This is a genomic window from Neobacillus oceani (genome assembly GCF_046237595.1).
GTDB lineage: Bacteria > Bacillota > Bacilli > Bacillales > Cytobacillaceae > Bacillus_D > Bacillus_D oceani.
The window spans coordinates 1,569,056-1,584,086 of record NZ_CP143543.1 but is presented as its reverse complement, the minus strand read 5'-3'; the positions used below and the strand labels follow the sequence as shown (position 1 = coordinate 1,584,086).

11 protein-coding genes, 1 pseudogene and 1 riboswitch are annotated in these 15,031 nt (G+C 45.6%); all 12 genes and pseudogenes read right to left on the bottom strand.

What is annotated here, in order from left to right:
• Nucleotides 1–108: 108 nt before the first annotated feature.
• On the bottom strand, nt 109–1,200 hold the full coding sequence (gene ribD, locus V1499_RS07920) for a bifunctional diaminohydroxyphosphoribosylaminopyrimidine deaminase/5-amino-6-(5-phosphoribosylamino)uracil reductase RibD (protein ID WP_409275235.1): 1,092 nt from the start codon (nt 1,198–1,200) through the stop codon (nt 109–111).
• Entirely contained in the window at nt 1,193–1,933 is a 741-nt protein-coding gene (locus tag V1499_RS07915; RefSeq protein ID WP_409276253.1) for a GTP cyclohydrolase II, read from the bottom strand. Before V1499_RS07915 ends, ribD begins: the two co-directional genes overlap by 8 nt.
• 143 nt (nt 1,934–2,076) lie before the next feature.
• The gene (gene ribE / locus V1499_RS07910) at nt 2,077–2,547 is read right to left on the bottom strand and encodes a 6,7-dimethyl-8-ribityllumazine synthase (RefSeq protein WP_409275233.1); all 471 of its coding nucleotides are present in this window, start codon (nt 2,545–2,547) and stop codon (nt 2,077–2,079) included.
• A gap of 50 nt (nt 2,548–2,597) precedes the next feature.
• Nucleotides 2,598–3,206, bottom strand: a pseudogene (gene ribB, locus V1499_RS07905) (3,4-dihydroxy-2-butanone-4-phosphate synthase); the annotation flags it as partial.
• Nucleotides 3,207–3,218: 12 nt separating this feature from the next.
• On the bottom strand, nt 3,219–3,875 hold the full coding sequence (gene ribE, locus V1499_RS07900) for a riboflavin synthase (RefSeq protein ID WP_409275231.1): 657 nt from the start codon (nt 3,873–3,875) through the stop codon (nt 3,219–3,221).
• Between the two features lie 232 nt (nt 3,876–4,107).
• Nucleotides 4,108–4,257, bottom strand: a riboswitch (FMN riboswitch).
• A gap of 92 nt (nt 4,258–4,349) precedes the next feature.
• Nucleotides 4,350–6,050, bottom strand: a complete 1,701-nt coding sequence (locus V1499_RS07895; RefSeq protein ID WP_409275229.1) for a hypothetical protein — start codon at nt 6,048–6,050, stop codon at nt 4,350–4,352.
• A gap of 193 nt (nt 6,051–6,243) precedes the next feature.
• Nucleotides 6,244–6,987, bottom strand: coding sequence for a L,D-transpeptidase family protein (locus tag V1499_RS07890; RefSeq protein ID WP_409275228.1), 744 nt, complete (start codon nt 6,985–6,987; stop codon nt 6,244–6,246).
• Between the two features lie 393 nt (nt 6,988–7,380).
• On the bottom strand, nt 7,381–9,150 hold the full coding sequence (locus V1499_RS07885; RefSeq protein ID WP_409275226.1) for an ABC transporter ATP-binding protein: 1,770 nt from the start codon (nt 9,148–9,150) through the stop codon (nt 7,381–7,383).
• 3 nt (nt 9,151–9,153) lie between these two features.
• Complete coding sequence (locus V1499_RS07880; RefSeq protein WP_409275224.1) at nt 9,154–10,905, bottom strand: ABC transporter ATP-binding protein; 1,752 nt, start codon at nt 10,903–10,905, stop codon at nt 9,154–9,156.
• Between the two features lie 363 nt (nt 10,906–11,268).
• Nucleotides 11,269–12,759, bottom strand: a complete 1,491-nt coding sequence (locus tag V1499_RS07875) for a peptide MFS transporter (protein ID WP_409275222.1) — start codon at nt 12,757–12,759, stop codon at nt 11,269–11,271.
• 444 nt (nt 12,760–13,203) lie between these two features.
• Complete coding sequence (locus tag V1499_RS07870) at nt 13,204–13,908, bottom strand: DUF421 domain-containing protein (protein WP_409275220.1); 705 nt, start codon at nt 13,906–13,908, stop codon at nt 13,204–13,206.
• A 181-nt stretch (nt 13,909–14,089) separates the two neighbouring features.
• Nucleotides 14,090–14,752: a lysozyme family protein gene (locus V1499_RS07865; RefSeq protein WP_409275218.1), complete on the bottom strand. Its 663-nt coding sequence runs from the start codon at nt 14,750–14,752 to the stop codon at nt 14,090–14,092.
• Nucleotides 14,753–15,031: the final 279 nt, after the last annotated feature.

The following is a 15,031-nucleotide window of genomic DNA, read 5'->3' as shown; positions in this document are numbered from 1 at the left end:
CTTCTTATCTATGACTATTTTACTACAACTTTTTTCTAAAATGGGTGAATTGTCCAGGGGAGTCGGTAAAATATTCAAAAAAAGGCCAGCATGAGCTGCTGGCCTTCGTTAATTATAGGAAGGATAGCCGGTGAACTTGAAATCACGGCCAACCTTTTCTATCGATGTATTTTCCAATTCAACTACATCCGCCATTGTATTGGCGCCTGCCCCTTCAAGAAATGTAGGTGCCGCTTGCCCGCCAATTAGCATCGGAGCAAAATAAAGAATGACTTTATCAACTAATTTGTTTTCAATAAAACTCGCATGGACGGTGCCGCCGCCTTCAATCAGGACGGAAGAAACGAGCTTTTCCCCAAGGATATCAAGCACTTCTCCAGGGTCCACCTTCCCCTGGCCCGCTGTCCGGAAAACACTTGCGCCCCGCTCCCTCAGCTGTTTCTCCTTATTGTTGTCAGCATCTTGGGTTGTAAAAATCCACGTTTCCGCAAGTCCGTCCGTAACCACCTTGGAATCGGGCGGTATTTTTAAGGAAGAATCTAGCACAACACGAATTGGATTACGCCCATTCGGAATCCTTGTAGTCAATTCCGGATTGTCTTTTATGACGGTATTGACGCCCACCAGGATCGCCAGGTGTTCGTTCCTTAAATGATGGGCATCCCGGCGCGCATCTTCGGATGTAATCCATTTGCTTTCAAATGTGTGGGTAGCAATTTTCCCATCAAGGGAAGACCCCGCTTTCAATGTGACAAATGGCCTCTTATCAACGATAAATTTATTGAAAACCTCGTTCATCTTACGGGATTCCTCTTCACGGATGCCTATGTCGACTTCAATTCCGGCATCCTGAAGAATTCTAACGCCATTCCCTTTGACAACCGGGTTAGGGTCAAGTGTTGCAATGACCGCCCTTTTCAAACCGGCCTGGACAATCGCCTCGGCACACGGGCCTGTTCGGCCATGGTGCGAGCAAGGCTCCAAAGTGACATAGATGGTGCCTCCTCGGGCCTTTTCCCCCGCCATCCGGAGGGCGTGGATTTCCGCATGGGGTGTTCCTGCCTGCAGGTGGGCCCCAACACCGACAATCCTTCCTTCATTCACTATAACGGACCCGACAAGCGGATTTGGATCCGTCTGGCCTTTTAACGCCCGGGCATTTTGCAGGGCGAGATCCATATAGAAAGCATCGCTAGTCATTCGTGCAAGTCCCCTCTTCCCTCAGGTGTCCTGAACGGTTCACCTTCGTTTGGAGGTATTGCTCATTGTATTCCGAAATATCCCCCCACAGCGGGCGCCTGCCCGAAATCGGCATACCTGACTGCCTTAGAGCCTCAAGTTTTTTCGGATTGTTCGTGATCAGCGTGACTGGCTTGGAGCGTAATGCTTTCAGGACGGAAATCGCATCTTCGTAATTCCTGGAATCGTCAACAAATCCAAGCCCTTCATTTGCCTCAACCGTATCATAGCCATTTTCCTGGAGAATATAAGCCATCGCCTTGCTGAACAGGCCAATTCCTCTTCCTTCATGATTGGCAAGGTAAAATAACGCGCCCGTTCCATGCTCGACAATCATTTTCATGGAATTCTTCAATTGGAAGCCGCAATCGCAGCGCTTGCTTCCAAAAATGTCACCGGTATGGCAGATGGAGTGCATCCTGATCAGCGCTTCATCGCCGTACTGGAAATCCCCGTAAGCAAGGACGCTTGATTGCTGTAATTCCGCAAGATTGGAAGAGGACAGTTTATCTATGATCCGCTGATAATCCTCCGTCACTTCATCACAGTTCAGCCAGCAGTACCACTGGAATACGACCGTTTCCCCGTAAAGATTGACAGGAAGCCGGATTGGGCCGACAAGGTAAATCGCCCCTTTGTCAGTTTTAATGAGTTGAATCTTATTTTCCAAAACGGAAAGCACTTTTGAATCCATTTTCAGCTCACTCACTACTATTTCTCCTTTATAAAAAGATGAGGTTTTATACAACTAAATGCATTTACCGCTATCAAGGGCCTGTTTTTTAGTCATTCACTTTAAGAAAGGAACTGGCGGTCCGGTTCCTTGAATCAACTCGACTATGCCTCAATGGTACGGAGAAGGTTAGCCATTTCAATTGCCGATGAGGCTGCCTCCCAACCTTTGTTACCAGCTTTCGTACCCGCGCGCTCGATAGCCTGCTCGATTGAATCAACCGTTAGCACGCCGAAAATGACGGGAATTCCCGAGGATAGCGCGGTGTTCCCGACGCCTTTTGCAACTTCTTTGCACACGTAATCAAAATGCGGTGTGGACCCGCGAATAACTGCGCCAAGGGTGATGACTGCATCATACTTTCCGCCTTTGGCCAATTTTTGGGCGATAAGGGGTATTTCAAAAGCGCCCGGCACCCATGCCACATCCACGTCTGTTTCATTTACTCCATGGCGCTTTAGGGCATCCAACGCGCCGCCTAATAGTTTATCGGTGATAAATTCATTGAAACGTCCTGCAACGATTCCTATTTTCAGGCCGGTGCCGATGAGGTTTCCTTCGTATACTTTATTCATTTTCCATTCCTCCAGTCAATATCCAACAGGGCAAATTATTTTACTGCCCCTAGCTGTTCTTTTCTTTTTCTAAAAGCAATCAGATCTTCTATAGTAATCATTTTGAGTTCGAAGCGTTGGGCCACGCCCTTTAGCTCCGGTACCCTTGCCATTGTACCATCTTCATTCATGATTTCGCAGATAACGCCTGCGGGCTTGGCACCGCATAGCTTCGCCAAATCAACCGCCGCTTCTGTATGTCCGGGCCGTTCCAGTACTCCGCCTTTTTTCGCAACAAGCGGGAAAACATGCCCTGGCCTTTTAAAATCATCTGGCCGGGCGGCTTCATCAATCATGCTGAGGATTGTTGCCGAACGTTCGTAAGCAGAAATCCCCGTTGTCGTGAATTTATGGTCGATGCTGATTGTAAAAGCGGTCCCGTGGGCATCCGTATTTTTGTCCACCATCGGGTCGAGCATTAATTTTTCCGCGAGGCCTTCTTCAACCGGAACACATATTAGGCCCCTGCCATGAGTGGCCATGAAATTAATGACTTCCGGCACTGCTTTTTCCGCCAAAGAAACAAAATCGCCTTCGTTTTCGCGCCCTTCATCATCACAGACGATGATGACCTTCCCTTCCTTTAAATCGCGAAGGGCTTCTTCAATTGTGCTGAACATGGTGCTCCCTCCTTAAATGAACCCATTCTTCTCCAGGAATTTGGCGGTTATTTCCGGCTTCTTTTTCCCCGTTTCGCTTTTTCCTGGATTTAGGATATGGTGCACATATTTGCCAAGCATATCACATTCAATGTTGACACTGTCCCCCGCTTCCTTAATGGAAAGAATCGTTTCAGTAAGTGTATGGGGGATAAGTGAAACTGTAAACGTATCACCGGTTACATCAAAAACTGTCAAGCTTGTCCCATCCACTGCAACCGAACCTTTGAGAATGAGGAAAGGCATGATGGATGGAGCTGCTTGAATTTCATAATAAACAGCGTTCGCCATTTTGTTCTTTTTAATAATCGTTCCCGTTCCGTCAATATGGCCGCTCACAAAGTGGCCGCCAAACCTCCCGCCTGCTGCCATGGCACGTTCCAGGTTGACCTTGGAGCCCGTCTTTAAGTCCTTAATATTCGTAGCTTTCACGGTTTCAGGCATCACATCGACGGTAAACCTACTTTTTTCAAAGGAAGTAACCGTTAGGCAGACTCCGTTGACGGATATGCTGTCTCCGAGCTTTACATCCTCCAAAACCTTCTTTGCCTCGATTGTAAGGACCATGGATATGCCTGTTGCGGCAATCCGTGAAATGGTGCCAATTTCCTCAATAATTCCTGTAAACATTCTCTTCTCCTTTTTATCGTGGCTTATCCATTAACAGGATATCCCAAAGGGGTGGAAAAACATGCGAAAGCCCCAAAGGCAAAAGCGCTTTGGGGCTGAAAAATGGCATGCTCAAATAAAGGTTTGAAAACAACAGAGTCAGGCACGCCTGGCCTTCCACCATGAAACAAGCCTGCCTATATACGGCCGCTGTTTGCAGAAGGGCACACCATTCCCTTTTTTCAAAACCTGCTGCTTCCTTCTCCCATCCAGACTATACTGTCGGCCCCGGATTCACACCGGATCCACCGTTCGCCAAAACCTGAAGGCAAACGGGTCACGGGCTGAGGGGCACTGCCCCATCACCGCCGGTAGGGAATTTCACCCTGCCCCGAAGGAATATTCAATTTGGAATAGAAACATTATACTCAATCCAGCGTCAAAAAGAAACTATTTCGTATTATGTGCCGGTGTTTCCCATATTCAAGCCTCTGGTCACAAGTTGAAAAAGTCCTGGAAATCACTGTTTTCGTAAGGATTAAAATCAAGCCAGGAGGTAAAAGGGCGATTGTCCACTTTGAAATATTCTTTAGTGAAACGAATGAATTCAATCGTTGCCAGTTTTTTGCCTGAATAGGCGGAAAGGTAATCGGAAAGGAAGGCAAGTGCAGTATCCGTTCCGTGAGGTTTCATCATTCTCCATAGATATAGCGTGGGTTTTGCCTGGATATGGCCAACCATTCCGCCGGGCATTCCGGTATATCGGTCCGCGGGCATGTTTGATTTAACATCCGTCCTCATAATATAGAAGTCATCAAATGCGTTTGCGTAGGCAAAGCTTTCCGCTTCGCTTTTCTTTTGGCTGCCCAAAAAGAAGAGGGACGCGGCCAACTCGGAAAGTCCGTCATTCAGCCAAGCATCGGTATGCCGATCAAAATGGACTTTGCCATAAAACCATTGCTGGGCAAGCTGATGGACGAGCAAATGGTCAGGGGTTTCCTCAATAGGCTGATAGAAGAGTTCATCACTTTTTATAACGTCCGGCTGGAGAACAATCCCTGGATAACTGCCTTTCCGCTCGTTTGTCATAACAATATCAATCTGCTTATATGGCAAATCACCGAGGCGGGAAGCAAAAAAACCAACCGCTTCCGCCGCTGTTCCAAGTACCATTTTTCCTTTTTCCAATTCCTCTTCCAAAGCAAATACACGAACTTCAATGGAACCCGCCGACGTTTTAATCATTTTGTAGCCATCCAAAAGAATAACATACATTTCTTTCAGGCGGTTTTCCTGAATGTCTCCTGTTTCGCTTGCCTGATCGAGATCGGCACCCGAGGTTACCGCGATAAGATTCTCTGGGATTTGATAGTGTAAAAGGTAGTTTGAAGGCGGTGCGGAATACGTTTCTTTTCCAAAGGCAGGAGGCTGGATTAACCAATCATATGTATAATCCGGAAGCATTGGATGCCATTGGAGAAGATCGTAAACGTGCTTCTCATTTCCCCCATTTGGTATTGAAAAAGAGTAGGAAATCTCGACGTTTGCTTTCCCGCCCGACTTCAAGGCCTTCATTAACGGCACCTTCAGCTGTAGGCCTTCCAATTCATACTTTGACGGTACACCGTCGATTTTTGCGCCCTCCACTTCCAAATTACCGCTGCCAATTTCATTCAGGCACTTATCAATCGCCCAAGTTAGGACCTTCCTGCGGCATTCTTCCCTTCCCAAATCACCGAGCAGGTTTGGGAAAAAATGAAAAGAAATTTGGTTCCAGCCCTTTTCGGATGTATTGGTTACGTCAATGGACGCGCTGACCAGAAATTTGTTATCCCGTGGCACATTTAAATCGACGATATAGGAAGCAGAGGATCCTTCACTTAGAACCTGAGGTTGAAAATCCCCCGGCATCCCTGGTTTTTGCATATTTTCTCGTGCCGATTTATCTGATCCGGCTGTAGGCTCATGTAAGGAATCCCGCCCTATCCCCCGCTCCGAAGATTTCATTTTTTCAATTGAGAAAAAAGCGGCAACAAGCAGGGCAAGTGAAACAATGATGATTGCCGCGTACCGGTACGTTTTCTGCGTATGCGGCTTAACTTCTATATTTTCAGAGGAATATGTAAATTCCTTTTGTTTTTGTTCCTTATTCAACATCTCATAATTTTCGTTAACAAACGTGAATTTCTTTTCCATGGCTATCCTCCCGGTGGCTGTCTTTTTCCTAAACCTTTAGACTGTATTTTAATGGATAAAGTTACAAAAAAGGGGGGATTCAAAAAAAATACCCCGCTCCTGTTGAGAAGCGGGGTTGCTTTTCTTTCGCCATGTTAAATTTTTGTTCCTTCGACTTGCCATTTTTTAGAGGCGAGCCAGGTCTTACTTTGTGCTAAAATTTCTCCAAAGCCTTCCAAGTTTCTGAATCGGCGATGCCGGTCACTTTCAGTTTGTTGTCCTTTTGGAACTTCTTCACGGCTGCTTCGGTACCGGGCCCAAAAACCCCGTCTATCCCATTCGTCGAATAGCCCCTTTGCGTTAAAACTATTTGCAGTGTTTTTACGTGTTCGCCCTTGCTTCCTTTTTTTAGCGTAACAGATGAAGGGACACCTGCCGGGATGGCCGAGCCAGACACTTTATATCCATTCGCTGAAGCGATTGAGTGAAAAGGCAATTTTGAAGATGTGATAATGACGGGCGTGTTAACTGCTACCTGTTTATAGAGCCATTGCACTTCCTCATTGTGCATCCTGATACAGCCACCACTTACATATTTGCCAATCGAGGAAGGATTGTTGTTTCCATGAATCGCATAGGTAGTGCCCCATGTCCCATTGGCATTCAGCCCAAGCCACCTGTTCCCTAGAGGGTTCTTAGGACTGCCACCGGGAATTTTCTCTTTGTAGTACGGGCGATTGACGATTTTGTTGACGATTTTAAATTTCCCCTCTGGTGTCAGGGATGGATTTCTACCTGTGCCAACACTGAAGATTTTCACAAGAGTACTATTTTTGTAATAAGCCAATAGGTTGGTCGACTTATTAATAATAATAAAATCACTGCCCGCGGCAAGTGCCGGTGCTTCATAAAGCACCATTGAAAAAAACAGAAGCAGGCTTATAAGCACTTTTTTCATTTTATTGCCCCCTTTAGTTCCGACAATCTGTTTGGCAATTTGCCTTCTATATATTAGAACGATTTATTCCATAATAGTTACATAGTTTTCACCATATTGGTATTTTTTTCTTCCTGCTTTTTACGACAAATTTTTCTTTCCTGATTGGCTTTTATATCTTATGGCTGGTCCTTTCTAGACTGTATCGGAGGAGCTTCCGTGGGGGAAAGGTCTAGGGACTTCGAAATTGGATTAACTTCTCACTCGACCGCCTCCATTTTCTTAAAAGCTATCAGAACTCCACGATGTCTTCACGACTATTGGGTCTTGATACAAATAAAAAAGGCTTCCCCTCATTTAATAGGGAGAAGCCTTTTATTTATTAATTTGGAGAAGCCGCTTTTTTAAAAAACTTTATACAGCCTTCTGGGAGGCGTGAAGTTTCCAGTAATAGCCCTTTTGCCGCAACAGTTCCTGATGGGAGCCTTCCTCAACAATCCGGCCATTATCGATAAACAGGATGCGGGTAGCATTTTGAATTGTCGACAGCCGGTGCGCGATGATAAAGGACGTCCTTCCTTTAAGGAGTGTTTCCAATCCTTTTTGCAAAGCGAGTTCGGTTTCCGTATCGATTGAGGAAGTTGCTTCATCGAGGATCAAAATCCTCGGGTCGGCCAGCAATGCCCGCGCGAAGGAGATTAGCTGCCTTTGCCCGGTTGATAGCCTTGTACCCCGCTCGTTTACTTCCGTTTGGTATCCATCCTTCAACTGGCTGATGAACTGATGGGCTTGGACGGCTTTTGCCGCCTCAATTACTTCCTCATCGGTGGCATCAAGCCGGCCATAGCGGATATTGTCCATGATGGTCCCCGAGAAGATGAACGGATCCTGCAGCATGACGCCCATCTGGCCGCGGAGCGACGGAATCGTGACGCTATTGATATCGGTGCCGTCAATTTCTATTTTGCCGCCGGTGATATCATAAAAACGGCTGATCAGGCTTACGATAGTTGTCTTTCCGGAACCGGTTGCGCCGACTAGCGCAATGGTATCGCCCGGCTCGACCTTGAAACTTACATCGTCAAGGATACGGTCCGCTTCTTCATAGCCGAACACAACATTTTTGAACTCGACCCGCCCCTGGATGGGAGCAAGTTCTTTAGCGTTTGGCGCATCTGTTACGGCTGGCTTTTCATCCATTGTTTCGAAGATCCGCTCAAGATAAGCCATAGCGTTGATGATCGCGTTATAGAAGTTTCCGATGTTCGCAAGCGGCGTCCAGAACATCCAAATATACCCCACGAATGCAACCAACGAGCCGACCGTCACTCCATCGCCGATCATTGATACACCGATGATGTAGATAAATGATACAGTCAGGACGGAAATGTTTTCAATTGCCGGCCAGAGCAGGAAGTGGATTTTAATCGCGCGCATCCAGCTCGTGCGGTAGCTGCCTGAAACATCACTGAAAATTTGCGCGTTTTCCTCTTCCCTGGAAAATGCCTGGGTCACTTTTATCCCACTGATGCTTTCGTGGATATACGCATTCATGTTCGATTGCTTATTGCTTAAAATTTGCCAGGCTTTCCGCTGCGCATTTTTTAAAAGAAGAATAACGCCGGCAAGAACCGGGAAGCCAGCCATCGCGTAAAGGGTTAGCTTCGGATCGATTGAAAGCATGAATCCGACAATTACCAATAGGCTGAACAAATCGGTAATGACATTGATAATCCCGTTCGACAAAAGGTCGCTTAAGGAGTTGACGTAGTTTACGACTCTCACAAGGATTTTCCCATGAGGACGGCTGTCGTAAAAAGAGAAGGACAGCTTCTGCAAATGAATGAACAAATCCTTCCGGATGTCCCGGATTATGCTCTGCCCGGTCTGGGACATCATCCGGATCCGGAATTTCATGCATATTCCAGTTGTGATCAGCGCGAGGACATAAATCCCGGCCAAAATGAACAATCCCGAAATATCCTTTGTTGGGATTTCCTTATCGATTGCCTGCTTGACCAGATAAGGCCCAATAAGGTTGGCACAGCTTGCCAAAAGCATCATCATGACAGTAATCATGATTTTTTTCTTGTAAGGCTTTATATACACAAGCAGCCGTTGGAAGTGGACGAGCCTGAATGGCGACTCCAGTTCCTCATCGACATCAAATTTATTCCGCGCCATGGCCTACACCACCTCCTTAGCCGCATCCTGGCCCTGATAGCTGTTATGCTGATTTTTGAAAACCTTCGAGTAGTACCCCTTCTTATTGAGCAATTCTTCATGAGTTCCCCGTTCAATAATTTGGCCGTTTTCCATGACCAGGATCAAGTCGGCATCTTTCACGGAAGAAATGCGGTGAGCGATAATGAAACAAGTTTTTCCCGTCAAGACGGACTGTAACGTTTCCTGGATTTTGATTTCTGTTTCCATATCGACCGCTGACGTTGTGTCGTCCAGAATCAGGATCGATGGATTTTTTAAAAGAGCCCTCGCCAGCGCAATCCGTTGTTTCTGGCCACCGGAAAGGCCGACTCCGCGTTCCCCAACAATTGTGTCATAGCCTTCGGGAAGGCCGAGAATGAACTCATGCGCTTCCGCCATTTTCGCGGCGGCCTGGACCTCTTCCAAGGTTGCATGCGGATTGCCGTATGCAATATTCCCTTCAATCGTATCCGAGAAAAGGAAGATATCCTGCATGACCATCGCCATGCTTTGGCGGAGCTTGTAAAGGTCCCAATCTTTCACGTTGATGCCATCGACCTTCACTTCGCCGCTGTCAGAATCGTAAAACCTGCTCAATAGATTCACTAGGGTTGATTTTCCCGAACCTGTCGCACCGATGATTCCGATTGTCTGCCCCGGCGAGCCTGAAAAACTGATGTCCTTCAGTACATCCTCATCGCCGTAGCTGAACGATACCTTGTTGAATTCGACGAATCCCTTCAATCCTTCCCCGTTCAGCTTTTTGCCATCGTTGGCAATTGATGGCGTTGTCTTCATCAATTCCTCGACTTTTTTAGCTGAGGCATTGAATCTTTGCACATCGTTGATGAGCCATCCCGCCATCCTCATCGGGTTGTTCAGCGCCCAAATGAGGCCGTTGAACGTTGCAAGTTCCCCGATTGTAAGCGACCCGTTAATGACCATTATTCCGCCGACGAGAATCATTACGACCGTGAACAAGCCCGCAAGCGAGTCGAGGACAGGGAGGAACTTCTCCCATACCTTTGCCGAAGCAAGCGACTTTTCCTTGTAGCCTTCATTCTCGGCGGTAAATTTATTTATTTCGTAGTCTTCCTTCGCAAATGCTTTTACGACCCGGTTCCCGCTAATATTTTCCTGGACGACCGAGTTGAGTTTCGCGAACTGTGCCCGGATTTCCGAAAATGTCGGTCCGACGGCAAATGTCATCTTATAGGCAAAAAAACCAATTATTGGCGTTATAAGCAACATTGTAAGGGCCAGCTGCGGATGAATATAAAACATAAAACCGACAGCGAAAAGCAGGATTGTCGCATTTTCGAAAATCATATAAATGGACCATGCGGAAAACGCCCGGACCATTTCCATGTCCCCGGTCATCCTTGCCATAATGTCGCCGGTCTTTGTCTTATCGTAAAAATGAAAATCCAGCTTGTTGAGTCGGTCATACAGCTCTTTCCGAATCCGGAAGATTGTATTTTGGGAAATCCGCTCAAACTGGATTTGGTAGGTGTAGCGGATAACCGTCTTTAGCACTGTAGCCCCAATCATCACACCGATGAATGGCCATAATAATTCCTGCTGCTTCCCGAAAATGACTTTGTCTATGATTTTTCCCGCGAAAAATGGATTAACCAAATTTAAAGAAGTTACGCCGAGTGCAAGGGCCAACCCAAGAAAAAACCGGAACCGGTACTCCCTCAGATACCCCCATATCCAACGAAAGCTTTGCATTTCTTTCTCCCCCCAGGTAAAACTAAACAGTTAGTAAGTGAACCATCCCTCATTGGGGGTCTGTTAACCCCCGAGTGGAATAAAACCAATATATTGTGGATCCGGCCCTCCTATGTCTTATTATCGAACTATTACGAAAAGCGAAATAATAACTTGATAACCATTCTACAACAGTAACAACTCCAATACTAGATAAAAATGCCATAAATTGAAGAATTTATTAAAGAGAAACAAAAAGCCCTTAGTGGGCTATATTTTGAGGTTCAAGAGAGGAGTTGCTTTGAATCGGGAGGGCTTTTTCCCCTGGCCAAAAAGAAAAGCACCTGCCCCCTTCAATTCGGGAGCAGGTGCTTAGGAAAGGTATTAACGAATTCCCCTCATAAAGCCTTGTATTTTCGGAGCTAACATGAAGAGCACGATACTTAGGACGATGGACGCGCCACCGATTATGCCGAAGTATGCCATTTCATTTTCCGGGGAATAGAATCGGACAATTTGGGCATTGATTGCCTGGGCAGCCGCATTTGATAGAAACCAAAGGCTCATTGTTTGCGCGGAAAAAGCTGCCGGCGCAAGCTTTGTTGTCGCAGATAGCCCAACAGGCGACAGGCACAATTCGCCGAGAACCACAATCAGGTAGCTCAGGACAAGCCAAAGCGGGTTTACCAACGAGTCAGTTCCGCCGAAATATGCAGGAAGCAGGATGACTAGGAAGGACAAGCCTGCAAATAACAGTGCCAGCGAGAATTTTTGCGGGATGGTCGGCTGGCGTTTTCCTAATTTAACCCACATCCAGGCAAATACTGGCGCTAAAAAGATAATGAAAAGCGGGTTCAGAGATTGGAACCATGCCGGGGATATTGTCATACCGGCAAAATTCAGTTGGGTACGATTGTCCGCATAGCTGGCAAGAATTGTCGAGCCCTGTTCCGCAATCGCCCAGAACATAACAGAGGCGATAAACAGAGGAATGTAGGCGATTAAGCGCGAACGCTCAACATCATTTGTTTTCGGGCTGCGGTACATCACGATGAAATACAAGGTCGGAATTAATATTCCCAGTACCCCAACGAGATTAATAAAGCTTTTGAAAGTCAACAGGCCTGCTGGAATGGCGAATGCAATAAGCACTGCAAGAACAGCGACAACTATACCAATAATGGTGTAGGTTTTTTTCTTTTCATCAACCGTAAGCGGGTTTGGTACATAAGTTCCAGCAAGTCCAAGATTTTTCTTCTTCGTTGTAACAAATTGAACCAAACCGAAGAACATACCAACAGCTGCAATACCAAATCCAAGGTGGAAGCTAGTTTTCATAACGGCGCCAACAATCAGCGGTGCGAGGAATCCACCAAGGTTGATTCCCATATAGAAAATACTGAAGCCAGAGTCACGGCGGGCATCTTCTTCACTGTAAATATCACCAACTACTGCTGAAACGTTTGGCTTTAGCAACCCGGTACCAAGAACAATGAGCACCATTGAAATAAAGAACAAAGCAACATTGCCCGGAATCGCAAGTGCGAGGTGGCCAAACATGATTAAAATACCGCCATAAAAAACGGCTTTAGATGTACCGAATATCCGGTCCGCAAACCACCCTCCGATTATACCGGACATATAGACGAGTGAACCGTAAATCGACATAATCGAAAGTGCGAGAGTCTGATCAAGCCCAAGCCCACCTTCAGAAACCTCATAATACATATAGAAAACTAGGATTGCCCTCATTCCATAATATGAGAAACGCTCCCAGAATTCTGTGAAGAAAAGAGTGAACAGTCCTTTTGGATGGCCAAAGAAGCCTGTTTGAGGGACACTAGCCACAATTTTCTGTTTATCATAGTTTGACATTTGTCTTCGCCTCCTCATTTACATTATTTTATGATAATTTCTATCATGTAAATTTGTCAAAAACTTTTTTTGCCAATTATTTTTAAAATGGTTGAAAAATGCTGATAAAACAATGAATTCAAATAATAGAGCACTAAAAATAAAGTTTTTTTAAAATAGTATTTATATTCTAAAAAATTTCCATATACAGGAGTTTTCCCCTTCTTCCTGATGCCTGACCTTGCAAAATAAGGCCCCAGCCAAAATGGCGGGAGGATGAATTCTGACAGTTCTCCATCCAACTGTCCAAGTTTTTCCGACTGCTCTTGGAGCTGACTGGAACGCCACTTGATTGCGTACCTCCAAGTATGAAGTTGCTTGTTCTGTTCTGGAAGGTGAAGTGGAAGGTCTAAGTGTTACCCTGAATGTGAAAATTTTTTTCTGCAAAGCTTCCAACGGCTTGCCTCATTCCAAATCAACAGGCGAAGAAAGATTGTCCTCATATTTGTCGATGAAAAGGACTCCTCCCGTGTTGATGACAGCGTAATAAATGTCTTCAACTCTAAGGTTTCTATTTTTGCATTCCGCCTCAATCCAATCCTGGCTGTAGATTCCGCTCGTATTTTTGGCTATGATTTTCCCATCCATGATTAACTCGACTGGCAGGGACTGTTTCGCATACGCCATCCCAAGATCCTGTTTTGTAGGGGGTTGGAACGGAGATTTTTTAATTACGGATAAACCTCCGCTTACCTCCAGCAGGGCATAATCTACCTCGCCAACATTAAAAACGTTCTTTTCCCTTAATAGCTGATTTAGATCATCAATCGACAATTTGACTTTCTTCATGTTCGTATCGAGTATTTTTCCGTTTTCAATTAATACTGTCGGCCTGCCTGATAGCCACTTCCTTACCCATCGGCTTCTCCAGGACAATAAAAGGCAAAGGTAATATAAAATCAATAAAGCAATAAATGCGATTAATATATCCATGAATTTTAGATTTGTATGGAAGCCCATATTGGCAATAAAGGAGCCAATTGAAACGGACAAAGCAAAGCTAAAGTGAGTTTTATGCGAATTAATATGCTTGCCGATTACAAGGGTTACAAAAACGAGTAGAACGAAACTGGTTAACGTCCTCCCTATCGGCACTAAAAATTCTTCCATCCCAATCTTCCCATCACATTGGATTCCTTCTGGCATCATAAAAAACTAAACAGGCCGGGGAGATTCCGTAGAATCCACCCGACCTTTATTGTTCCAAACTATTCAATATTTATCCTTAATCTGTTTGGTGTAAAAAAAGCCTGTCCTCCGAAGCTTCGATAGGGAAAGTCGAATCCCTAAATCAATGGCGTTTCCCCGCCAAAGGCTGATTCAACGTATGCAGGTTGCTCATCACCTTCGTGCTGTACGTAAAATCCCCATAGCAATAAGGGTAGCGGAAGTTGTTTTTGTCGCCGCCGCAATTATAAAGCTGTGGATTTTTTTGGACCTGAATGTATGAATATTTCTTCGCGAAGTCTTCTTTGTGTCTACCGCCATTTTCTGCGATAAAGTCGATGTAGCCAAGTCCCATGTTATACGCCTGGATGATGGTGGGAAGATCGACGTTCTTCTTTTGGCCATATTGGATTGCCCGCTGAAAATGCTTGACCCCCTGCCTTATACTCTGCTCGGGATCGTTAATGGAGTTAGGAGGCAGCCCGGCTGATTCCGACGACTGCATTGGGTCCCCGCCTTTCCCCCTGCTTTCCTGCTGCATAACCGCGGCCAGGAGCGGGGTATACTCCTCGAGCTGCACCTTTTGAAGTTCCGTATGGATTAAAGGTGTATACTTTTTCACATTTTCAGATGGGATGCTTTTGTAAAAGAGCTCTGTTTTTCTTGTAAAAGAAAATTCCTCGTTCAAAACTGCGATAAGGCAGAAGACTCCGGCAAGGATAATCAAAATATGAAAAAATCTCCGCTTTTCCTTCCTTTTTTGCGACAATTTTCGTTTCTTCTTCATCTCGCCTCTCCAAACCTTGTATTCTCTTATCTATTATTAGCAAAAAATAGCGGGGAAGACTACTATTTGGCTGCGAAAAAAATACTAGCACTTTCCGTTTCACTAAATTGGCCCCAAGTTCAGGAGTCTCGCCAGAAAGTTTTTTAAAGGAAAAGGTTTCCTTTCTGGAAAGTTGGTAAATAAAAGGATAAGCAGCGAATCTCCAACCATTTGGTAACAAGGCTGATTGCCATGTTCCCAGCACACAAAACTGTACCATTCTTCCAATTTGGGAAAAAC

Coding starts and splice junctions, on each gene's coding strand:
- ribD (WP_409275235.1), bottom strand. CDS start 1,200: ATGACTAGCGATGCTTTCTATATGGATCTCGCCCTGCAAAATGCCCGG.
- V1499_RS07915 (WP_409276253.1), bottom strand. CDS start 1,933: ATGGATTCAAAAGTGCTTTCCGTTTTGGAAAATAAGATTCAACTCATT.
- ribE (WP_409275233.1), bottom strand. CDS start 2,547: ATGAATAAAGTATACGAAGGAAACCTCATCGGCACCGGCCTGAAAATA.
- ribE (WP_409275231.1), bottom strand. CDS start 3,875: ATGTTTACAGGAATTATTGAGGAAATTGGCACCATTTCACGGATTGCC.
- V1499_RS07895 (WP_409275229.1), bottom strand. CDS start 6,050: ATGGAAAAGAAATTCACGTTTGTTAACGAAAATTATGAGATGTTGAAT.
- V1499_RS07890 (WP_409275228.1), bottom strand. CDS start 6,987: ATGAAAAAAGTGCTTATAAGCCTGCTTCTGTTTTTTTCAATGGTGCTT.
- V1499_RS07885 (WP_409275226.1), bottom strand. CDS start 9,150: ATGGCGCGGAATAAATTTGATGTCGATGAGGAACTGGAGTCGCCATTC.
- V1499_RS07880 (WP_409275224.1), bottom strand. CDS start 10,905: ATGCAAAGCTTTCGTTGGATATGGGGGTATCTGAGGGAGTACCGGTTC.
- V1499_RS07875 (WP_409275222.1), bottom strand. CDS start 12,759: ATGTCAAACTATGATAAACAGAAAATTGTGGCTAGTGTCCCTCAAACA.
- V1499_RS07870 (WP_409275220.1), bottom strand. CDS start 13,908: ATGGAAGAATTTTTAGTGCCGATAGGGAGGACGTTAACCAGTTTCGTT.
- V1499_RS07865 (WP_409275218.1), bottom strand. CDS start 14,752: ATGAAGAAGAAACGAAAATTGTCGCAAAAAAGGAAGGAAAAGCGGAGA.